We start from the raw sequence: 22274 nt of genomic DNA, 5'->3' as shown, positions 1-22274 counted from the left end.
TAGTTGACGGTTTTAAAATGCTAGCAATTGGGCATTTTGGGTATGGATTTTCCTACCATGGTAGTTTTAATGATTTCACTTGGTTTAGGTAAAGTAGTACCTATGTCTCTGGTTAGAGGAGCTACTACTAGATCTAGTGATATATCTCATAATAGTATATTTGCGATTCCACTTTCTTTTGCAAATTGGTTTGGTATTGTTGTAGTGATCTCATCTGAAGCTTTAGCAACACCCAAAATATTTTATGGTGTTAAATCTATGAACTAGTTGATGCAAAAATGGTGTCTTAACTCATCAGGTAGAGCATTTTCTCTATTAGTATTACCTTTATAATATTTCTACTATCACTACTTTTAATAATGGCTGTGCCAGTTATTATTGTTTTGATATTTATAACATATGCACTTATGCATAGCCATGATCATATGAGTATGTTTCAGCTGATATTCCAAATAATAGTTAGTTTGGTTTCTCATCAGTATTGACTGCTATAGTTGCTGGTGGTTTGATACATTTAATGGTTTTCAAACTGTTGTGGCATATGAAAGTGAAGTTGAAAATACTGGTAGAAATGTACCATTAGCAATTATATTACCTTAGTTTTAGTATTGGCTTTATATCTTGGTTTACAATATACATTTATGCTAGCTGTTCCACATGAATATTTAGTAGTGAGTAAAGTGTAGCTAGGCTAGCTTAGATTTTTTCATTTTTATTACAATTATTAACCTTATTAGTTTGGCTATATTTTTTTACTTATACTTATCATTGATAGTGTGATCAGTCCATCAGTAACCGTGTATACTTAAGGTGCTTCTTCAAAAATGCTATATGCGATGGCATAAAAATGACAGATGTCAAGATATTTTACAAAATTACTCCAAGTGTTGATATATAGTGCAGATATTTACTTGCTAATTTTATCTTATCGGTAATATTTTTATTTTTCTCAGACAACTGGTCATGATTAATGTTAGTAGTTATAACATTTCTATTATAGGCTATATATGGTTGCGACTGTTAGTATAGGTGCATTAGCTACACGATAGAGTATTTGGGTTAGTTTTATTTGTAGTTTTAACTTTATTACTAATACTGTGCAAGTAGAAACTCAGATTAATATGAGTATTATACTAATAGTGTTAATGACTATCTAGGATAGTATTGAGTATAGAAGAATAAATATCAAAAAAACTTCTTATGCTTATGTTACCTTTATAATTATTTGTATGTTTAATTACTCAATAACAAACTATATTGCTGATTAACTTGTTGTAGCAATATTTTGGGTTTGCTATAGATAAGGTTATATAGCATTTTGTAGATTTCCAGCAAACAAGAAAAATATTATTGTTGATTGATGCTTATTAGCTATAGTTTTTGAGGTTTTATCTATCTATAATATAATTCTATTATTATCAAGTTTTTCAAACAATGAAAGATACAAAGTGGATTTTAGTTATTCTCTGTTTTGGGTATTTTATAGATTTTTATGATCTAACAGTATTTAGTGTTTCTTATGTTGATCTATTGAAACAACAGTTTAAAATATTTGATTCTACTAAAATCCAACAAATATATTATCTAATAAATAATATTCAGATGATAGGTATACTAGTTGGGGCAATTCTTTTCGGTATTTTAGCAGATAAATTTGGTCGTATTACAGTTATCAAATACAGTATATTACTTTATTCAGTAATGACAATATTATGTATATTTGTATATAATATTTATATATTTGTGTTGTTAAGATTTTTAGCATATCTTGCTTTAGCGAGTGAATTTGCGGTTTCAAGTGTTTTAATTGTCGAATTTTTTCCACCAAAAATAGCTTCTTGGGGTATGAGTCTCTTATATATTTTAGGTGTTTTAGGTGGGGTGGCTGCGACACTTTGGGGTATATTTTCTTATAAGGTGATGTTTATTTTTGGTGGATTTGCTGGCTTGGGTATATATGCTTTTAGAAGAATTCTTGAGGAATCGCCATATTTTATTGAGTTGTATACATCAGATAGATTTAAAAATGCTGGAAGTGTGGTTTTTCTTTTTAAAAATTACAGTAAGCCATTGATATTAAATTTTCTAATTACACTACCTTATTTCTTTGTTATTACTGTAATGTTTGCTTTAGTTAAGTTTATTGCTACTGATATCGATTTTGCTAAATTAGTGAAGATATTTTTATTTGGTTTCTTTGCAGGAAATATTATTAGTTGTATTATTAGTGGTATTTATAACCAGTATTTCAAGTCACCAAATTTATTTTTTATTATAAATATTATTATATTTTTAATAAGTATTTTTGCTTATAGATATATATCGAGTAATTTTATCTTCATATATGGGATATTTATCGGTTTGATGGGTGGTGGTTATAATATTATGTGGGCGCAATATGCTGCTACTGAGTTTCCAACAGAAGTTCGTTCATTAGCTTGTAACATGATATTTGCTTTAGGTAGGACAAGTAGTATTTTCTTTGGAATTATTTTTACATCTTGGCTTGCTAGTGAAGGGCTCTTTAGACAAAGAGTTAATATCCTTGCTATTGCTGTAGCAATTATAGTTTTATTAATTATTTTCTTTTATAAAAGAAAAAAGATTTTAGTAAATAGAGAATAATATTTTATGGCAAATAGAATTTTGTTTGGAATTACTGGAAGTGTATCAGCTTTTAAAACAGTAAATCTAATCCGTCTTTTTATAAAAAGCGGTACTCAATGTAAGGCTATTGTTACTAAGGGAGCTCAACAATTTATTAAACCTGAGCTTTTAGTAGCTTTAGGTTGTGATGTTTATATAGATAAAAAACTAGATATGTTTTGTTATCAGCAAAGTATGGCACATATAAATTTACCACGCTGGGCAGACAAGATATTTATAATTCCCGCATCAGCAAACACTCTATCTAAATTAGCTTATGGCTTAGCTAATGATTTACTTAGTCAAGTTATCCTTGCTAATAAGGATAATTCTAAGGTGTATCTTGCTCCAGCTATGAATGTAAATATGTGGCAAAATAAACTAACTCAAGATAATGTCAAAAAACTTCAAGCTTTAGGGTTTAATTTGATATTACCAGATGAAGGTCTTCAAGCTTGTGGCGATAGTGGTGGTGGTAGACTGCATGAGCCTGAAGAGTTATTTAAGTTATTAGATACTTCTCAAGATTTTAAAGATAAAAAAGTTCTCATAACAGTAGGAGCAACTGTTGAAGATATTGATGGTGTTAGATATTTATCAAACTATAGCTCGGGTAAGATGGGATTTGCTTTAGTAAAACAACTGCTTGCTAGAGGTGCAAATGTGACTATGCTTAAGGCCAAAACCACAATTAATTTTGATATAAATCATAGTCAGCTAAAAATAGTTAAAACTCTAAGTGCTGATGAGATGAATCAAGCAATGCTAGAGCTAGCAAAAGATAGTGATATCTTCATTGGTTGTGCTGCAGTTGTTGATTATAAAATCAAAAATAAATTTACTAATAAAATTAAAAAAACAGATGATAGTTTAACTTTAGAGTTTATAAAAAACCCTGATATTTTGATTAATTGTAAGCAGCATTATCCACAAATTTTTGCGATAGGTTTTGCTGCTGAATCAGAAAATATAATCGAATATGCCCAAGCTAAGCTTATCAAGAAGAATCTAAACATGATTGTGGCAAATGAAACGAATGTTTTTGGTAAAGATGACTCTTCTGTGACAATATTATCTAAACACCAAAATAAACAATATAAAACTAAATCAAAGTCAGAAATAGCTAAAATAATATTAGATTTCGCTAAGGAGATAATATGAGCGTTATAGTAGCAGCATTACTTACGATTATGCCTACGCCCCTAAAGTTGTATACTTTATTAACAAATTTTTCAAATTGATCATCATTTTAAGTTCAACTTCCACTGCCAAAATATCACTGGAATTTTTAGTTAATTTTTGAAGTTCTTTTAAATTATTAGCATCTTGTTTTTTTCTTTTATGGTTTTTAGCAAAATGCGAAGCGATATTACTTTACCTCTATACCACTCACCTGTTACAATGACTACTTTATTTTAAGCTTATTAGCTGGCATAACTTTCATAAATATGAATAGGCTTTATTTATCATCTCTAAAGTTAAACTAGAGGTTGACTTTCTTTGAATATTTTTTTTTGACTTTTTTATATTTTCTACTTTTAAAATTTAAAACTGTGTGCTTGTTGTAGTAATGTTGAAAACTATCTCCCATTCCTAAAAAAACCTAGAAAATAATTTTACATGTAACTTAATCAGCATGTAAAGTCTCTTTTATTTCTCCTATATTCGCTCTCATAATTAAAAACATTATCATGTATTACCATATTTGCTGATGATACTAAATTATATTACTGCTATAGGACCGTCATTTGCATTTGATGATTTTTATCTGCAGGGTCTTGGCGTCATTACATCTTTAGTTTTAAATATGCTTTCTAATTTTAGTAGCTACATCATCACCAGCGTCACTCACTTTTTATTTGACCTAGGTGGTTAAATTATTATTTTCATCAGAGTAACCTGCAGAAAATAAACTAATGACTAATACTACACCTAGACGTTTTTACTACTTGTTGGTAGAATAGTTTCAATACTTTTGACTTATTTTTTCATAAGTCTCCTCCTTTCTTTACTCATTCAAAGCTTTGTGTTTCAAACTTTTACATTCACTTTGAATTACAGTTATAAACAACATCATAAACTTTTCTACATCATATTTTAATTATTTTAAATTTATAATTAATAATATATCTTGTAAAGAATAAATTAATTTAAAAATACTTATATCCTAGAAAATATTATTTTATTTATTTTAAAATTTGATTATTAATTATTTATAAAAGCTAATTATACTCAATAAATAGATTTTAATATTGTAAAAATCTAAAAGTTAACTTTTAAACATATGTTAATGAAATTTCTAGTTAAAATATCTGGTAAAAACTTACTTCTTGCTACTTAGTAAGTATTAATAATGCCTTGTTGTAGAAACTATAAAAAATGATTCTTTATGTTAAAGTTGATTTTGAAAATATCAATCATTTCTTAATTTATATTTATGTTAAGGAAATCAATAAACAAGAAATAAGGAAAGTTGATTATAGCTTACAATGAGAAAAATAATTCAAATAGAGCTAAAAGCTTAAACTAGAAAATAGCATGATCCTGAGTCATTTTCTGAAATGGGTAAAAAAGGTGGCTCTACAAACAAAAAATAGATAATAAAATAATTCTTCACAATTTCTAAACTAGAGTTCTAAATTAAGCTTTGATTAGTATATAATGTAACATAATTAGAAATTTGCTAGATTTATGATAATTCTTTCTTCATCACGTGAAATCTACTATTGGTTTAGCCAAGAGTTATATTAGTTTCTTTTAGAACTAACTCGCTTACTTCCTAAGGTTTAGTAATTAGTTTATTAAGCAAAAGCTTTAATTCTGGTACATATTTGCGGATATATTTCATAAGCTTCAAATTTTTAGTTTGTAACATTGGGTAAAAATCCTAAAGTATGATGCTGCATCTAAGCCATAGCCAGCTACCCATTGCCAGTTAGCATTATTACTTACAAATTCAGCATCAAACAACCATTTTTTACCGATATACTATAAATTTTGTACGGCATTGAAGATTTGATTTGGAAATTATTTAACCAAAATATAAATATGGTGATAGAGTCGATGTTGCGTCTGTACTCATATAATTACAAGCCGTTTATAATCTTTAATCTTAGTAGTTTAAAAGTTCAAGTAGCTTTGCCGTGGCTTGTTCACCAACTTGCCACTCCTTTATGATGTTTTGCCAAGTCAGTTTTGGCTCTAGTAGTTTGAGTGAATCTAAAGTATCAGAGTTAGCTAATTACTAGTTTATTTAAAACAGTTTTTTTAAGATTTGGTTGATATTTGCTAATTTTAATAAGTTCTTTGTAAAATGGTGTATAGATTTTATAATGATTATCATCTTTTTTTGCACTACCATGATTCTATAAGCAAATTGCCATTAAAACTAATGAGATTTATATTTTTGCTCTTGAAGAAACTTTTTAATTTTAGTATCTCAATCTATGCTATATTTGTCATAATATTTATTCCAATATAAATCAGTGATATTATTTTCCTGGACAAGTTTTTTTTTTATAATTTATAAAGGATTTCCTTTGTAAAATTTTAGTTTGTCAGCCAAAGATTTATTTAGATTAGCTAAAGAGTGATGTATCAAAAGTTTACTAGCATTACCAATTGCTTAACTTTCACCTAGGATAAATATTATTTGATAGTTTCATCAGCTTAGCTAGCATGAGTAAGAGCGGGATTATTAGCTACGCGTATTGGCGAAACCAGTGTATTGCTATTTTTTTAGACATATTTCCTCTTTTAATATGTTATATAACATTTCTACATGTATATCAGATTCGTTTAAACATGGTATTAGACTAAATTCTTTGCCACCTTTTTCAATAAAGTTATGTTTTTCTGTAATTGCTAATTCCTCCAAAGTTTCTAAGCAATCAACACTAAACCCTGGAGCTATGACAACAACCTTTTTATTTTGTTTTGCTAGTTCTGCAAGTTTAAATGTTGTATATGGCTTTAGCCACTTTTTATGACCAAAACGCGATTGAAAAGATAATGTAAAATCAATATTATGGTATTTATTTTGAAGAGACTCTTTAATTAAGCGATAAGTTTTATGACAATGGCAGTAATAAGGGTCACCCTTGTCAAAATATTGTTGTGGCAAGCCATGAAAAGAAAAAACAACAGTATCAGGCGTATATTTCAAGTTATTAATATGGATGTCAACTTGTTGGCTAATCGTTGATATATAATGATTATTATCGTAATAAGGATTTATACCCTTAATAGTTGGTTGCCAGCGTAATTTAGTTATAACTCTATAAACTTCATCGTAAACTGTAGCCGTAGTAGTTGCAGAGTATTGAGGATACATCGGAAATATTATTATTTCTGTAGCACCTTTCTCATGAAGACTTTTGATCTTAGTTTCAATACTTGGATTACCATAGCGCATTGCACAATCAACTATATAACTATCTAATCTAGCATCTAATTTTTTTGCAAGATTTTCAATATAGAATAATAATGGAGATTTGTTGTGTTGTTTATCCCAGACTGCTTCATAAGGATGGACATTTTTTTTAGATCGTACTGGTAGGATAAACAAGTTTAAGATTAATTTCCATAGTATTGGATTAGCTTCTATCACTCTACGGTCAGATAGAAATTCTTTCAAGTATCTTTTAATTGATTTAGCATCATAATTGTCTGGAGTTCCAAGATTGAGCAATAGGATAGCTTGTTTGTTATATTTACTGTTATATTGTTGCATGATTTTACTAATTTTAATCTTAATCTAAGAGTAATTTTAACAAATAATCTGTTTGCTAAAGTTAAATTTTTTCATATAAGTCTATAAACATCTATAATGAAGTTAGAATAATAGGTCTTCTAAGGAGATACAATATGAAAAAAATAATTTTGGTAGCAGTAGGATTGTTGAGTGTAGTTACTGGCTATGCTTATATGCATCTAGCAAACCCATATAATATGTATTATGGACCTGAGGTTGAAGAAGAACGAGCTCAAGGAGCTGCTTATGTTCCACCTGATAGAGAGTTTATCAACTCAAGGTATGGTGAGTATATAGACAATAGAGAAGTAGAGTTTAGCCCAGGAGATGACGCTAATAGATTATTCTGGTCTTATAGTCAGCCATAATTTTAGGGAGACTAAGATGTTTTAAAAAAGTATTGTTTATATAGTTTTTTGTTGATTGTTTGGATTTGTATTAGCTTGTTCTCAGAGAATAGTAATTTAATTTAGATATAAAAGTTAATGGAGGTAAAAATTTTTAAAATCCAAAGAAATCAAAAATTATGTTAAAGAATTCAATGATAAAAACTCTACAAAGTATCAAATAGAACGTATTAAATTCTCTAAATCTTATCAATATAAAAATGTTGAGCTGCTATAGTATCTTTAGTGGAACCTTTTTCTATTAGTTCAAATAAATATAAGAGTAAATATCATCATGATAAAATTTAAATTAAAATTATTCTACATGCTTAAAGTATTAGCTATAAATCATTATCGATCATTATTAGATTTTAGTGATTCATTTGAAAAGTTTTAATATAATCATAGGAGCAAATGCTAGTGGTAAATCAAATTGATATAAGGATATAATAATTTTAGCTGAGACTAATCAATGATGAGCGACTCACTCTTTAGCCAAAGATGGAGGTCTTAATACTACATTTTGGTAGGTCCTGAGAAAAGATATAAGCATTGGCTTTGTATTATGCAAAATCAGTATTTAGAAATATAAGATTAGGACATTTCTGCATAGCTATAGCTGTATATATAGTAGAGTGCACACCATATTCTAGAGATCACACCCCGTTTGGGATTTGTACCCACTTAAAAAGTTTTATCTTTAATGTTGGATTTTCTACTTTTTCGTTTTTAGTAAGTCATATCTATATGATATTATCTTGCTTATTTTGCTCATAGTACAGGTCCGTTGCTGTAGTATATATTAGCTAAGATTTACTAAAATATATTATACTTTAATAAATTTTAGTATTTAATTAAACTCATGTATATACACAAAATAATTTTATTTATATTTAGCACTATATTTTTTGATTTATGCTTCGCTAAAAATCCACAGTTATATTTATTCCTAGGATGGGATGCCGCAAAGGATCATATTGAAGAACTAAATAATCCAGAGGTTAAAGGAGTCCAGATAATTTACTCTTGGAAAAAATTAGAGCCAGATGAAAATAAGTATGATTTTTCAGCTATTGAAGGTGATTATCAAGTTTTAAAAGGCTATGATAAAAAGTTATTTATTCAGCTACAAGATAGATCTTTTGATACGAACAATATTCCTGTACCAAAATACCTACAGTCAAATAAGTATGACGGAGGTATTGTAGAGCAAAAGTATTTTGCTAGAGAAGGTTATCCAATAAGGGTAGGTTGGGTAACAAAACAATGGAACCCAAATGTGAAAGATAGATTTCATAAACTCATAGAGCAATTGGCAAAAGAGTTTGATGGTAAAATAGCAGGAGTTAACTTACCAGAGACTGCTATAGATATTAATCAAAAATTCTTTAATCATAAATTTTGTAATATTTATGTTAATACAATTATAGATAATATGCTTTTTTTAAAACAACAATTTAAAAAAAGTAAAGTTATTCAATACGTTAATTTTTTAACATGCGAATGGAATAATGATCATGGTTACATGCAGAAAATATTTACTGCTGCACGCAAAAATAATATAGGTTTAGGTAATCCAAATACTGTACCCTATAGAAAATCGCAGATGAAGAATAGTTATCGATTTTTCAATAAATATAAGTCTAGCTTAAATACTATTGCAATTGCTGTACAGGAGTCTGATTATACATATACAAACCCCAAAACATTAAAGAAATTTACTCCAGAACAATTATATGATTTTGATAAGGATTATCTTGGGGCTGATATTATATTTTGGAATATCAAGCAACCAGAGTTTGAAATTGTTTTAAAACTATTCGCTAATAAATAATAGATTTAGATATAAAAATCTGCAAACTCATAAATAACTTGGATCTTCTTAGTCATGAATATTCTATTGCGATACTTTTTTGCTTAGCTACTTGATAGCCTAGTAAGTTTGCAATGAAGCCTAAACTCATATATATTCCAGCAATTTACCATATCACATTAGAGATGGTCATATACAAACCTTATTTGCGAGTTTAGTAAGTTCAGATATTAATAATTTAGTAACGATACCTATAGGTATAGAATATCCTATTTTGCACTTAGTTGCGATAAATATTTAGTATTTATCTCTAACTACTTGAGTACTAGTGACTATACCACTATCAGTTGAGTAGTAGTTAATTTTTAAAAAACATCATTAAAACTTACTAAATAAATCTAAAGTTTCAAAATCATCATATAAGATAGTGAATATTTCTAACGTCTTTTTTTGATTAAATTTTATTTAGAGATAATACAGTAAAACAATCCATTTTATATTAATTAATATCTAATAAATATTTAAATTATAAAAATATAATTTTCATTTTAAATGTATCAAACCAAATTGGGATAAAAGAGTTTTTTGATAATATTAATTTCCTAATCAAAAAAATAGGCCTAGTTTGTAAAATGGTACAGGTAAAACAACTACAAGTTAATCTAACAACGTATAAAGGTGATTGAAGAAGTTGAACTAGAGTAGTTTGTAGCACTAGAAGAATTAGAAACTATTAACTAAGTTTAGGCGTTATAAGCTTCATCCCAATTACCTGTTAAGCCAGCAACTTCATACTCGGTGACACGGTTTTCAAAGAAGTTAGTGTGATCTGCACCATTTAGTATCCACTCTAACCATGTTAGCGGGTTTTTTTCAATATTATAAATTTCTTTCAAGCCAAGCTGATTTAAGCGTCTATCAGTGATATGACGAATATATTGCTTGACTTCATCAGCTTTAAGACCTTCGATAGTCCCAAGCTCATAAGCTAGGTCAATAAATTTATCTTCAAGTTCCACAGCTTTGCTAGCCATTAGATAAATTTCTTTTTTGAATTCATTGTCAACTATGTAAGGATTTTCTTGACAGTAAATTCTAAATAATGCTGCATTACCTTCGACGTGCATTGACTCATCACGAATTGACCATTCGACTACTTTACCCATACCCTTCATCTTCCCAAAGCGTTGGAAGTTAAGTAGCATTGCAAAAGACGCAAATAAAGCTACACCTTCATTGAATACAGTCTTAGCAAGACATAGTCCTAAACCATGACGCGTAGTAGGGTCTGCGTCCATCATGAAATCAATTTTGTCTGTCATTGTTTTGTATTCTAAGAATGCGTGATACTCAGAATCAGGTAGACCTAAAGTATCATTAAGTAATGCATAGGCTCTTTGATGAATCCCTTCACGAGCAGCAAAAGATCCAAGCATATTTCTTATCTCATTGTTTTTAAATAAAGGAATAAACTGATCATAATAGTTCTGCCCAACTGCAACATCAGACTGGGTAAAAAGTCTTAAAATATTAGTAATATATTCTTTCTCAACTTTAGTTATTTTACCATTTTTCCAATCTGTGACATCTTCGGAAAGGTCAATTTCATCTTCTATCCAGTGAGCTTTTTCATGCTTTACAGTAAGATCAACAGCCCATGGATAGTTGAAAGGTTTATATGTTTTTGAAAAAGTAGTTAATGATGAACCTTTAACACGAGCAATTACCTCACCAGCTCTAGCCATAAGATTATCATAACCACCGATATGTACATCTCCAACAAATATCTGTGGCACTGTTTTGATGTGTTCTTCTACGAGAAGAATATTCTTATTTACTTCAGCATAGAACTCAGCTCTTTTGACATCATCGTCAAGTGATATCTGCTTAAAAGAGATATCATTAGCACCAAACCAACTTTTTGCAAGGTCGCAAAAAGGACAATTTGTTTTTGTATATATTTTTACTTCAACCATATTAACCTAATTTTTACTTAAAATTTTATCCGCATTAGACTTAAGCTCTATAAAGACACCTATATATTTATTATCGATGGATATTTGTGACACAGTTCAAATGGGTGGGAAAGTAACTTTGTCACTTTGGTTCATTTGATCATAAAATCTAGCGCGTTGAGCATAATCATCAATTACTGTTTCGTCAAAAGTTATATCATTTTCTTCGAACCATTGCTTTACCCAAACACAAAAGGGACAACCATTTCTAGTATATATTTTTACTTTCATACTTTATCCTTCACAAGCGATACACTCATTTTCTGACTGCTTAAGCTCTGAGAACTCAACAAGTCTTTTTTTCTCAACTTTTTTAGAAATATTTTCAGCTCTATTTGAAGTTTCTGTTCTTAGGTAATATAAACCTTTACAACCATATTTCCAAGCATTAAAGTGTACTTTGTGAAGATATTCACGTGAAGCTCCAGCTGGGAAAAATACATTTAATGATTGTCCTTGGCATAGATGTTTTTGGCGCTCACCACCTAGGTAGACCAACCAAACTTGATCCATTTCAATGGCAGTTTTGAAGACTTCTTTTAACTCTTTACAAAAAAAATCTAGTTGTTGAACTGAGCCGCCATTAGTAATAATACCTGACCAAACTTCCTCAGTATTTTTACCAATTTTTTCTAGCTCTTGTTCTAGATATTTATTTTTAGTTAGGTGTGAGCCAACTCGTGTTCTAGAGGTAAAGGCATTTGCTTTCCAAGGTTCAATACTTGGAGATGTATTCAAAATAAGTGAACTATTGGCATTAGGAGCTATAGCAAGTAAATGAGCATTTCTACGTCCAGTACCAGCCATATCTGGTGCTTCGCCTTTTTCTGCACCAAGTATAAGAGTTTCTTCTAGAGCTTGCTCTTTTATATGTTTGAATATCTCTTCATTAATTTCTTTTGCTCTTTGAGATTCAAAAGGCACACGATGAAGCTGTAAATAAGAATGAAAACCCATAGCCCCTAGACCTAGACTTCTTTCACGTGAAGCACTATATCTAGCTTTGGCAATTTCATCACCAGCATGATCTATAAAAAACTGTAATACATTATCTAAAAATCTAATTAGATCTTTGATAATAGAAGTATCTTTCCATTCATCATATTTTTCTAAATTTACAGAAGATAAGCAGCATACAGCTGTACGTTTTTCATCTGTAACTAGGTGAATCTCATTACATAGATTTGAGCCTTTGATTGTCAAACCAAGATTTTTTTGAGCTTTTGGTAAAGCTCTGTTAGCTGTGTCAATAAAGTTTAGGTATGGTTCACCTGTACGATAACGTGTTTCTAATATAGTTTCCCAAATTCTACGAGCTTTGATAACATCTCTTACTGTTTTGTCATCTGGATCAATAAGCTTCCAATCTTGATCATTTGAGACTGCTTGCATAAAGTCATCAGTAAGATTCACAGCATGATGTAGGTTTAGACATTTTCTATTGACATCACCTGTAGGTACGCGAATACCTAAAAACTCGATTATATCTGGGTGTGATACATCCATGTATGCAGCATATGAACCTTTACGAGTTTTACCTTGTCTATAGGCAACCATATCTGCATCTACTGTATGCATAAATGGGATAGGTCCAGGAGCTTTATCAGATACCGCGCGTACGCTAGACCAATGTCCACCGACTCCACCACCTTTTACAGATAACCATCTAAGTTCAGATGAATGCTCAATTAGCCCTTCTAGTGAGTCTGGTACATAAGATAAAAAACAACTAATAGGTAAGGATTTGACTTTTGCACCTGGAAGTGGGGCATTAGAAAGTACAGGTGAAGCGAACATAAACCAACCTTTAGCTGCAGCATCATAAACACGCTGAGCTAGATTCATATCCCCAAAAGAGTAAGCAACAGATGCTCTTGCAAAAGCATATTGTGGAGAGGGTTCATTTTGTAAGCAATAATAATTTGTCAGTAGTTGCTGAGCTTGCTCTGAAAGCTCGTGATCTCTAGATAAATCAATATTAATGCCAAGATAACTTTGATTAGACATAAAAAAACCTATTTTAAATGCTTTATACTAAATTAATTAAATACTATACTAAATAAGTATAATTGTTAATTATTAGTGAAATTTTATCAATTTTTTCAAATTTTAGAATACTGAAAAGTCAAATATTATGCTTGACTTTGAGGAATCAGTTATGAAATGTAGGCAGCACAATGCTTGCTATCTAACTATCTTCTAAAATTATTTTGATAAAATTTCAGCAGCTGCTTTGTTAAGGTCTTTTACAGCATTTATAGATATTTGTAATTGTTCTCTTTCTTTATCAGAAATCTTTACTTCTATAGGTCTGACACCATTTGCAGAAATTTTAGTTGGAACACCAACAAATAAATCCTCATCAAGGCCATACATACCAGCTTTTACTTTAGCAGCACATGGTAGAATCATCTTTTTATCTTTTAAGAAGCTCTCTGCCATTTGAATACTTGCAGCAGCTGGAGCATAGTATGCTGAACCTGTTTTAAGTAAAGCAACAATTTCGCCACCACCACTTCTAGTTCTAGATACTATGGCATCTAAGCGCTCTTGTTTAAGTTTGCCTTCTTTAACTAACTGCTCTAGTGATACACCAGCAACATTCGACATTTTAGTTAGAGGAACCATAGTATCACCATGACCACCCATCACATATGCTTGTACTTGTTGTACAGATACATTTAGCTCATCAGCTAAGAATATTCTGAATCTGGCAGAATCTAATACACCAGCCATACCAACTATTTTATTATCTGGTACTCCTGAAAATTTTTGCAACATATTTACCATAATATCTAGCGGGTTAGTGATACATATGACAAAAGCATTAGGGCAGTTGTATTTAATACCTTCACCGACTGCTTGCATAACTTTTATATTAATGCCTAGTAGATCATCACGAGACATCCCCGGCTTTCTTGGAACACCAGCTGTTACGATCACGATATCAGAATTTTCTAGGTCTTTGTAATCATTTGTACCTCTAACTTTAAAATCAACTCCCTCGATAGGGCAAGTCTGTAATAAGTCAAGTGCTTTACCTTGAGGTATACCTTGAGCAATATCAAAAAGAACTACATCACCTAATTGCTTGATAAGTGCTAAGTGAGCCAGTGTACCACCAATGTTACCAGCACCAACAAGTGCTATTTTTTTTCTAACCATTAAAATCTCCTTTATTGTGCTAAAAACTGAACCAAAGTATATGCTAATCATTATAACTAATAGTTTAGTCATTATTCAATTAAAATGTTTTGTAAGCTTTATGGTTTATAATTTTAATTGTATTTAAATGAACTTACTAACCTATTATTGATGCTCAAGAAAATCATAAATAATTTTGATAAGTCTATAGGTATTATCGGACTGGTTATATTTGTGTTTGGTCTAACAGAAACTGATATTGCACACAAAAATCTCATAGTTCTTTTTACTACTTTTTTCTTGTTTTTGTCAGCATCCATCAAAAAAGAACTTTTTTTTACAGGTTTACAAGGTATAGCAGTTAGTGTTATCATGATTTTTTTATAATTTAGCTGAAATATATAACCCGTTAGTGTTTATATTTTTAGCATTTGTGTTTGCTATTTATTACTTTTCTAGACATAAATTAAATATTGCTAGAATATATTTTTTAAGATTAGTTACACCATATATAGGTATACTTATTAGGTAGAAATAAATCAATTGTGTATGCGGTATTTTCATCCAGTAATATTATTCAGTTGGTTGGATATTTTCTAATATTTAATATACTATTCGCGCTTGTTGCAGCTAATGCATTGTGTGGTTTTTACTAATTAGGAATTAAAAATTATGAGAAAGTTATCACTTTTAGACATGCTTATTGAAGAGTTTGACAGTTATGCTAGATTTACAAAGGCACCACTAAATCCGAATAGAAAATCTCCTAGTAGTAATACTTCAGATGTTAAGTTATCTGAAGTCGAAAAGAAACATTCAGCTGGATTGATGAGAGTTGATTATACTGGTGAAATTTGTGCTCAAGGTTTATATAGAGGCCAAGCTAGTGTGGCGAAATCAGTACAAACAAAAGAACATCTATATCATGCTGCCGATGAAGAGTATGATCATTTGGCATGGTGTGGAGAGAGACTTGAAGAACTAGGAGCTAGACCTAGTTTACTTAATCCGTTTTGGTATTGGGCGTCGTTTGGTATTGGTGCCGTTGCTGGATCTATTAGTGATAGCTTAAGCTATGGTTTTGTAGTTGAGACTGAAAAGCAAGTAATGAAGCACATTGACTCGCATTTAAAAAGTTTGCCTTTAAATGATAACCGCTCACGAGAAATTCTCAAACAGATGTATATTGATGAGGCAGAACATGCCGTTGAGGCAGAAAAAGCAGGTGGTAAGAAATTACCTAAAGCTGTAAAAGCTATTATGAAATTACAATCAAAAGTAATGACTACTCTTGCATATAGATTTTAGTTTAACTTTTTAGAGTTGACACTTTCGTAGCTGAGATGCGTATAAATTTGTATAAACTTTAACCTTTAGAGCGATTTTTTATCTTGAGCTACTTTAGCTTAGTTTTTTAAAAGTACCTGCCTTGTAATGTTTGAATCCAGTTGCTCCAAGCATATATGCCATATTATAAATTTTTGTAATCTGTAATTTTAATACTTAAACTTTTTGAGAGGTACCATATACCAACCAATAAATTCAACACTATCATCGAAATTATTGCGCTTAGCATTTATTTTGACTTGTTGTTGAAAATGTTTTCAAGTGTTATCGATTGTCTGAGCATATCCATAGCTGATGAATATTTATTTTTTGCATTTGCATTAAAACGTGACTCTTGATAAATCAAAGCCATAACAAAGGCTGGCTCAAGATTGTATTTTGCTTGTGCTTATTTGAGTGATTTTCTCCAGTTAGGATGATGTTTAAGTATTTCATATGCCCAGTATTAGTTATCTATGTTTGTTGTGCCGGAGCAGCTTAGTTAATAATAAGCAAAATAGGCTTACAGCATCTAAAGCTAAGCTTTGTCAACTAATATAAATTAATAATTATTAATACTATAAAGGGTAAGTATATAAATCTATTTCTTTATGTCTTTTTAAATAATTAAAATCATCACCAATTATTTCTTTAATTACAATCCATACTATAGTCAAATCAAATAAAGAAGGCATATAACTAAGTGTACCATTTGTTGCTCTAGATCTGTCCAGCTAGTTAAGTTGTAGATCTATTGTTATGAAGGGAAAAAATACCTTTTTGTTTTGAGAATACTGCTTTGATGCTTTTAAACTTTTTATTTTTTAGGCGTGTCAGCATAGCTCGCACTAAGGCACAAACATCGGTTTATAGATATATGGATTTATTTGAGTTGGATCAGTTTTGCCACCTGCTTCCATACTAGATATCGTTTTGATAACTAATTTAATGAGCAGTTTTGATTAAATTTACTTTTACGTTTAGTATGTCTATAGCATCGATAGCTATGCCTATGATACTGTGTAATGCAACGAGCTGAAGATTAATATTAGATGGGTTAACAATATCCATATCAACGATTGTAAATTTACCAATACCAGTTTTATCAAGTGCTTCGACTACAAAAGAACTGCCACAGCCACATCCGGTAATAAAGGTATTTGCGTTATCAAGTTTTTCTAGACATTGACTAAGATTACTATTCTTTGTGTGATAGCATTTATCATAATTTATGAATACACATTGTTCATATCATTTATATAATTATAGGCAAAAAGATTAGCATAGGTCTCAACTGTGACGTGATCAACCTCATTTATATCTAGTTTAATAGGTAGCCAATCTATAGTATTAGTTAGAATTTTATTATTATCTAAAACAAAACCATTAACGATTGCATTAGCGTTTTTCATGAATTTATCATAATTAAGTCGGGTAACTATAGAATCTTCCTTAAGAGCAAATAAGTATAAAGGCGTTCTAGTTTTCTCACCAAAATCAACTATATCTGCAGCTTTCATAGTTTTTATAAGTTCTGGATTAGAGAAAATTTTATCATTAAATAGGTCATACATTGAGTTATTACCAGTTGGTATAGCATAATGAGAAGCTGATTGTTGATGAGGATATTTTTTGTATAAAGCACTATTAAATATCGCACCAGCAAAATCTTTATTTAGGATGTGTTTTTGTAGGAATAGTGAGTCTAAAGTATAATGCTTGCCAGCGATATTACATTTTTCTTGTGGGAAAATAGAGCATTGCATTTCAAAGAAACCTTTATCAAAGTCATTGATAGAAATGGTTTTTGATATATTGCTATAATGTAGATAGCTTATCAATGTATTAACCATTAAGCCTGGTTTTAGCATTGATGTAGCAAGCTTATTATGTAGAGCATATTTTTGTGAATCATTATTATCAATCATAAAACCTAGAGTTGTATGACTAATATCATATGCACCACTTAAACCTGCAGCAGCTCTATATTTGTATAGCTTATCTAATTTATTGACACCTTGGCAATTACCTTGCCACCCTAAGCACTTAGCGCTCCATATTGAGTATCCACCACCTTCTGAATAGCCTACTGAGAAGAGATTAAGTGTAGCACTAGCATCTAGATTATATTTTTTACGGATTTCATTACTAACATCATTTAGTAAATCTACCGCTGTATTTACGGTCTGTTTAGGGTATAAAACATATGGATGATAATTTTTGTAGTCATCGCCTTGACCAATATAATCTGGTGCAACAACAATATAGCCATTTGCTGCATATATCGCAGCATAAGTAACATCAAAAATAAGGCTTGTTTGATTATCCTTACTAAAGTTTGATGGTACACCGGCATTATCAAATATAGTGTGGTGATAGTATAAGACGACACCTTTAGGTGAATCAGTTTCAGGCAACATTAGTAATCCAGATACTTTTGAGGTAATCTTACCTGTTGCAGCAAAAGTATTTGTTGTTTGATATATTATCTTATCAAGTTTAATATTTTTGATATCAGTATTTCCTAACGAATTAATATCAATACCGTATTGTTGAATATTGTTAATATTTTTATCACAGTCTTGTTTAGAGAGGTTTTTATTACAAAAGTATTTTGTTTTGAAGTCTCTTACTACATCTGCTGTTTTCCAAGTAATGGAGTATACAACATTGCCATGACCCAAACAACAAAACAGAATTAAGCTTAAAAATGTAGTTTTTTTCATAGTTAAGACTAGCTTTAAAAATTTTAAGTTATTAATTTTAACAATTATTTTTTTATAAATCTTTTAATCTAATTCAATATTTCTAACATCTGTAACTGTCATACCAGCTTGTAAAGCGCTGATAAGCCCTGGAATACCATCTTCAAACACATGGCATTCTCGAGGTCTTAGGTTATATTTATCTGCAAGCATAGTAAATGCCGCTGGAGTATTTTTACTTGGATGATTATCATCAGTAGTAATAATCTCATCAAAAAAATCTCTAAGCCCCAGCACATCAAGAGATTTATATACATTTAATTTTTTACTGCCAGATAACACCAGCATAGGCATTTTGTTATGATAGTGCTTAATTAAATCAACTATAGGTTCGATAGGCTTTGTTTGATTTAGTAGTTCATAGGTTGTTTTTTTAATTTTATCCGCTATTTTAGGTGTTTGATTATCATCTAAGTTAAAAACTTCTTTTAGGATATATTCGCTAGGCAGACCATTATATTTCTCAAAGTCTACTAACTCAAATTCGACTTTTGTATTTTTTAAAACATTAAGCCATGCATTTATATGGATATCCATATTATTTGCAATAGTACCATCACAATCAAAAATTAGTAGTTTAGTATTTTTATGAACAGGTAAAAGCATATTATTTTTTTTGAAATTAAATATTATTAGAGATATTATATACAATAAATAAAGTTGACATAAGTGCAATTAGTAAGCAAAATTACAAGCGCTAATTTAGATAAATTGACCATAAAACTTTAATTAAATGGAGGATGAATTATGGTATTAGTAGGTAAAAAAGCACCGGTATTTAATGCCCCAGCTGTTTTAGGTAATGGCGAGATTGTTGATAGTTATGATTTTGCAAAAGCTATTCAAGGTAAGTATGCTGTTGTGGTATTCTATCCATTAGATTTCACATTTGTATGCCCATCTGAGCTTATCGCTTTAGATAAAAGAACAGCTAAGCTTAAAGAGCTTGGTGTAGAAGTTATTTCTATATCAATTGACTCACATTTTACTCATAATGCTTGGAGAAATACGCCAATAAATGATGGAGGTATTGGTCCAGTTAAATATACTATGGTTGCTGATATTAACCAAGAAATCGTTAAAGCGTATGATGTGCAATCTGCTGGTGGCATGGCATTTAGAGGTACTTTCTTAATCGATAAGTCTGGTGTGGTACGTCATCAAGTAGTTAATGATCTACCATTAGGTAGAAATATGGATGAAGTTATCAGAATGGTAGAAGCTTTACAATTCCACGAAGAGCATGGAGAAGTTTGTCCAGCAGGTTGGAAGAAAGGTAATCAAGGCATGAAAGCTTCTCCTCAAGGTGTTGCTGAGTATCTATCTGATCACCTTACAGATCTATAATAAAATTTATTCATTATATTAATTTGTTTTTAGCCTTTTTTAAAAAATCTAGGTATTTTAAGCTGTATAAGATGAGAAATATTTTTATAACTTTGATAAGTTTGCTCTTGCTTACTTATAATAGCTATACAGTAGAATAAATTTCTGATATAAATACGCAAAAACAACTTATTCAAACAAAATATTTATCAAATGGAGATAGTTAGCAATTACCATTTTTTGGCTTAGTTTATCAAATGTTTCTGGATTTCAAACTAAAAATGGCTGTAATGTTGGCACATTTGATGTTAATTATGGCTTGGTAGTTTCAGATATAAACTTTGAAGCTGTTATAACCCAAAAATATTGCTAGCGTACCATCTTTTGGTTCTATTATACCTATGCTAAAATTAACTTGCTGATGTTTTTTTAGGTTCATGGACTAATGTAGCATCATGGTATGGTCTGTACAAACAAGTTATACTACTGCAGTTTTTAACATAATGGTTATCCCATATGTTGATTATTCTTAAATTCTTTAAAACATCAAAAACTATTCATGTTATATATGGTGCTGGTTTTAGATTTAACGTCTTTTGTGGTTCTTGGTTAGGATTTGATTACACTAACATAATCTTACTTAGTACAAAATTTTATAGAAAGACAAAACTATCTATTCTAGAATATATACATTATAATTTATAGTAATCTGTTGCTATAATTAAATTCTAGTATATTTATAAAGTATTTTTAAAATGTTACGACAAGTTTTCATAGATACTGAGACAACTGGTTTTGATTATAAGATTGGTAATAGGATTATTGAGTTTGGTGCAGTTGAAGTTATTAATAGAAGGATCACAGGAAATACACTACATTTCTACTGTAATCCAAATTATAAAGTTGAATCTGGAGCTTTAGCTATTCATGGCCTTACAAATGAATTTCTTGCAGATAAGCCTCTTTTTGAAGATAAAGTTGATGAAATGATTAATTTTCTAAAAGATGCTGAAGTGATAGTTCATAATGCGGCTTTTGATGTACCATTTATTAATTGGGAACTTAGCCTTTTAAAAAATAATAAGCATGGAACACTAGAGCAAAATGTTACTAAAATTATCGATAGCCTTGAGTTAGCTAGAAAAAAACATCCTCTCCAGAAAAATAATCTTGATGCATTATGTAAGAGATATCAAATTAGAAATGATAATCGTACTTTTCATGGTGCATTACTAGATAGTGGGCTTTTAGCTGATGTTTACCTAGCTATGACAGGTGGGCAGACTAACCTAAGCCTTCAAACAGTCAAAACAGTAAGTAAAAATAGTATTGATATTGATGTTAATAAACTAAACTTACGCAAAGCTGATGACAGTATTAGCGATATTACTACACATCATAGTTATCTTAGCAACTTACTAAAACTAGAAGAGGATGCTCAATGGTAAGAAAAATAATTTTCCCAGAGGCCAAACAGCGTGATCTTGTTTCAGCAGGTAAAGATTTTTTTGGTCGAGATTTACTTTTAGAGAAAAATACTTATAAAGCGTGGTTAGCTCTGAAACAAGCAGCAGCTAATGACGGTGTTAGTCTATTTATAGTTTCAGGCTTTAGAAGCTATGAGTATCAGCAGAAAATTATAGATAGAAAACTTGCTAGTGGACAGACTTTAGAACAAATTATGAAAGTAAATGCTTTGCCAGGAGAAAGTGAACATCATACTGGTAGAGCTATTGATTTAACAACTGGAGATGAAAAAGAGGTTTTGACAGAGAGCTTTGAAAAAACTTATGCTTTTGAATGGTTAACTAAAAATGCATATAAATATGGCTTTAAGTTGAGTTTCCCACGTAATAATGACTATGGGTTTGTATATGAACCATGGCACTGGTGTTATCACAATGAAAAAAGTTAGTAATTTTTTATTTATAATTATATTTTTAATACTACTAAATTCTTGTAGTATAGTAAAAAAAGATATCACAAAGCTGAAGTTTGCTTCTGGTAGCTATCCTTGGCTATTTAGCCCTGTGTGTAAGGAACTAATTAAAGGAGACTTAACTGAGGCAATAAAAAAAAATAATAGTATCAGCAATGTCA

The 22274-nt window shown here is 30.2% G+C and carries 15 protein-coding genes and 7 pseudogenes; 11 read left to right on the top strand and 11 right to left on the bottom strand.

Annotation, left to right across the window (positions count from 1 at the left end; all coding sequences use genetic code 11):
- The first annotated feature begins 3 nt into the window (after positions 1-3).
- The 3 genes and pseudogenes from FSC845_RS10140 (at position 4) to coaBC (ending at position 3807) form a co-directional block, all read left to right on the top strand.
- Positions 4-1361: pseudogene (locus tag FSC845_RS10140) on the top strand (APC family permease).
- 73 nt (positions 1362-1434) lie between these two features.
- Positions 1435-2625 (top strand): MFS transporter, encoded by a 1191-nt coding sequence (locus tag FSC845_RS05520; protein WP_064461053.1) that lies wholly within the window; start codon positions 1435-1437, stop codon positions 2623-2625.
- Positions 2626-2631: 6 nt separating this feature from the next.
- Positions 2632-3807: a bifunctional phosphopantothenoylcysteine decarboxylase/phosphopantothenate--cysteine ligase CoaBC gene (gene coaBC, locus FSC845_RS05515; RefSeq protein WP_064461052.1), complete on the top strand. Its 1176-nt coding sequence runs from the start codon at positions 2632-2634 to the stop codon at positions 3805-3807.
- 1692 nt (positions 3808-5499) lie between these two features.
- Here coaBC and FSC845_RS09010 read toward each other — a convergent pair.
- The gene (locus FSC845_RS09010; RefSeq protein WP_227806667.1) at positions 5500-5616 is read right to left on the bottom strand and encodes an FAD-binding domain-containing protein; all 117 of its coding nucleotides are present in this window, start codon (positions 5614-5616) and stop codon (positions 5500-5502) included.
- Positions 5617-6376: 760 nt separating this feature from the next.
- Positions 6377-7378 (bottom strand): ferrochelatase, encoded by a 1002-nt coding sequence (gene hemH, locus FSC845_RS05510; RefSeq protein WP_064461051.1) that lies wholly within the window; start codon positions 7376-7378, stop codon positions 6377-6379.
- Positions 7379-7512: 134 nt separating this feature from the next.
- Between hemH and FSC845_RS05505 the strand changes: the two genes are divergently transcribed.
- Positions 7513-7767 (top strand): hypothetical protein, encoded by a 255-nt coding sequence (locus tag FSC845_RS05505; protein ID WP_064461050.1) that lies wholly within the window; start codon positions 7513-7515, stop codon positions 7765-7767.
- Between the two features lie 55 nt (positions 7768-7822).
- Positions 7823-8094, top strand: a pseudogene (locus FSC845_RS09760) (hypothetical protein).
- Positions 8095-8351: 257 nt separating this feature from the next.
- On the opposite strand, the pseudogene FSC845_RS10135 reads toward FSC845_RS09760, so the two are convergent.
- Positions 8352-8466: pseudogene (locus FSC845_RS10135) on the bottom strand (DNA polymerase IV); the annotation flags it as partial.
- Between the two features lie 181 nt (positions 8467-8647).
- On the opposite strand from FSC845_RS10135, the gene FSC845_RS09000 reads away from it, so the two are divergent.
- Positions 8648-9619: a hypothetical protein gene (locus FSC845_RS09000; RefSeq protein ID WP_064461049.1), complete on the top strand. Its 972-nt coding sequence runs from the start codon at positions 8648-8650 to the stop codon at positions 9617-9619.
- 722 nt (positions 9620-10341) lie between these two features.
- Here FSC845_RS09000 and FSC845_RS05495 read toward each other — a convergent pair.
- The 4 genes and pseudogenes from FSC845_RS05495 to mdh all read right to left on the bottom strand — a co-directional run bounded on the left by FSC845_RS05495 (position 10342) and on the right by mdh (position 14778).
- Positions 10342-11574, bottom strand: coding sequence for a ribonucleotide-diphosphate reductase subunit beta (locus tag FSC845_RS05495; RefSeq protein ID WP_064461048.1), 1233 nt, complete (start codon positions 11572-11574; stop codon positions 10342-10344).
- A 6-nt stretch (positions 11575-11580) separates the two neighbouring features.
- Positions 11581-11844: pseudogene (locus FSC845_RS05490) on the bottom strand (glutaredoxin domain-containing protein).
- A 3-nt stretch (positions 11845-11847) separates the two neighbouring features.
- Entirely contained in the window at positions 11848-13620 is a 1773-nt protein-coding gene (locus FSC845_RS05485) for a ribonucleoside-diphosphate reductase subunit alpha (protein WP_064461047.1), read from the bottom strand.
- Positions 13621-13818: 198 nt separating this feature from the next.
- Complete coding sequence (gene mdh, locus FSC845_RS05480) at positions 13819-14778, bottom strand: malate dehydrogenase (protein ID WP_064461046.1); 960 nt, start codon at positions 14776-14778, stop codon at positions 13819-13821.
- A 150-nt stretch (positions 14779-14928) separates the two neighbouring features.
- Between mdh and FSC845_RS08995 the strand changes: the two are divergent.
- Together FSC845_RS08995 and coq7 are read left to right on the top strand one after the other, a co-directional pair.
- Positions 14929-15413 (top strand): annotated as a pseudogene (locus tag FSC845_RS08995) (MFS transporter).
- 16 nt (positions 15414-15429) lie between these two features.
- Positions 15430-16065 (top strand): 2-polyprenyl-3-methyl-6-methoxy-1,4-benzoquinone monooxygenase, encoded by a 636-nt coding sequence (gene coq7 / locus FSC845_RS05470; protein WP_064461045.1) that lies wholly within the window; start codon positions 15430-15432, stop codon positions 16063-16065.
- A 9-nt stretch (positions 16066-16074) separates the two neighbouring features.
- On the opposite strand, the pseudogene FSC845_RS07475 reads toward coq7, so the two are convergent.
- From FSC845_RS07475 to FSC845_RS05455, 4 genes and pseudogenes are all read right to left on the bottom strand, one after another.
- Positions 16075-16610: pseudogene (locus FSC845_RS07475) on the bottom strand (transglycosylase SLT domain-containing protein); the annotation flags it as partial.
- Positions 16611-16661: 51 nt separating this feature from the next.
- Positions 16662-17309 (bottom strand): annotated as a pseudogene (locus FSC845_RS10130) (ThiF family adenylyltransferase).
- Positions 17310-17312: 3 nt separating this feature from the next.
- The gene (locus FSC845_RS05460; RefSeq protein WP_064461044.1) at positions 17313-18809 is read right to left on the bottom strand and encodes an alpha/beta hydrolase family protein; all 1497 of its coding nucleotides are present in this window, start codon (positions 18807-18809) and stop codon (positions 17313-17315) included.
- Positions 18810-18872: 63 nt separating this feature from the next.
- Complete coding sequence (locus tag FSC845_RS05455) at positions 18873-19454, bottom strand: HAD family hydrolase (protein ID WP_064461043.1); 582 nt, start codon at positions 19452-19454, stop codon at positions 18873-18875.
- Positions 19455-19595: 141 nt separating this feature from the next.
- Here FSC845_RS05455 and FSC845_RS05450 point away from each other — a divergent pair, with 141 nt between their 5' ends.
- The 3 genes from FSC845_RS05450 (at position 19596) to FSC845_RS05440 (ending at position 22089) form a co-directional block, all read left to right on the top strand.
- On the top strand, positions 19596-20195 hold the full coding sequence (locus FSC845_RS05450) for a peroxiredoxin (protein ID WP_064461042.1): 600 nt from the start codon (positions 19596-19598) through the stop codon (positions 20193-20195).
- A gap of 734 nt (positions 20196-20929) precedes the next feature.
- Positions 20930-21622 (top strand): DNA polymerase III subunit epsilon, encoded by a 693-nt coding sequence (gene dnaQ, locus FSC845_RS05445; RefSeq protein ID WP_064461041.1) that lies wholly within the window; start codon positions 20930-20932, stop codon positions 21620-21622.
- Positions 21616-22089 (top strand): M15 family metallopeptidase, encoded by a 474-nt coding sequence (locus tag FSC845_RS05440; protein ID WP_064461040.1) that lies wholly within the window; start codon positions 21616-21618, stop codon positions 22087-22089. Before dnaQ ends, FSC845_RS05440 begins: the two co-directional genes overlap by 7 nt.
- The last annotated feature ends 185 nt before the right edge of the window (positions 22090-22274 follow it).

It is taken from the genome of Francisella persica ATCC VR-331 (assembly GCF_001653955.1).
Classification (GTDB): Bacteria; Pseudomonadota; Gammaproteobacteria; order Francisellales; family Francisellaceae; genus Francisella; species Francisella persica.
This window is presented reverse-complemented; position numbering and strand designations above follow the sequence as displayed.

Excerpts from the sequence above, each read along its gene's own strand:
- FSC845_RS05520 (WP_064461053.1), top strand. The coding sequence starts at position 1,435 with ATGAAAGATACAAAGTGGATTTTAGTTATTCTCTGTTTTGGGTATTTT.
- coaBC (WP_064461052.1), top strand. The coding sequence starts at position 2,632 with ATGGCAAATAGAATTTTGTTTGGAATTACTGGAAGTGTATCAGCTTTT.
- hemH (WP_064461051.1), bottom strand. The coding sequence starts at position 7,378 with ATGCAACAATATAACAGTAAATATAACAAACAAGCTATCCTATTGCTC.
- FSC845_RS05505 (WP_064461050.1), top strand. The coding sequence starts at position 7,513 with ATGAAAAAAATAATTTTGGTAGCAGTAGGATTGTTGAGTGTAGTTACT.
- FSC845_RS09000 (WP_064461049.1), top strand. The coding sequence starts at position 8,648 with ATGTATATACACAAAATAATTTTATTTATATTTAGCACTATATTTTTT.
- FSC845_RS05495 (WP_064461048.1), bottom strand. The coding sequence starts at position 11,574 with ATGGTTGAAGTAAAAATATATACAAAAACAAATTGTCCTTTTTGCGAC.
- FSC845_RS05485 (WP_064461047.1), bottom strand. The coding sequence starts at position 13,620 with ATGTCTAATCAAAGTTATCTTGGCATTAATATTGATTTATCTAGAGAT.
- mdh (WP_064461046.1), bottom strand. The coding sequence starts at position 14,778 with ATGGTTAGAAAAAAAATAGCACTTGTTGGTGCTGGTAACATTGGTGGT.
- coq7 (WP_064461045.1), top strand. The coding sequence starts at position 15,430 with ATGAGAAAGTTATCACTTTTAGACATGCTTATTGAAGAGTTTGACAGT.
- FSC845_RS05460 (WP_064461044.1), bottom strand. The coding sequence starts at position 18,809 with ATGAAAAAAACTACATTTTTAAGCTTAATTCTGTTTTGTTGTTTGGGT.
- FSC845_RS05455 (WP_064461043.1), bottom strand. The coding sequence starts at position 19,454 with ATGCTTTTACCTGTTCATAAAAATACTAAACTACTAATTTTTGATTGT.
- FSC845_RS05450 (WP_064461042.1), top strand. The coding sequence starts at position 19,596 with ATGGTATTAGTAGGTAAAAAAGCACCGGTATTTAATGCCCCAGCTGTT.
- dnaQ (WP_064461041.1), top strand. The coding sequence starts at position 20,930 with ATGTTACGACAAGTTTTCATAGATACTGAGACAACTGGTTTTGATTAT.
- FSC845_RS05440 (WP_064461040.1), top strand. The coding sequence starts at position 21,616 with ATGGTAAGAAAAATAATTTTCCCAGAGGCCAAACAGCGTGATCTTGTT.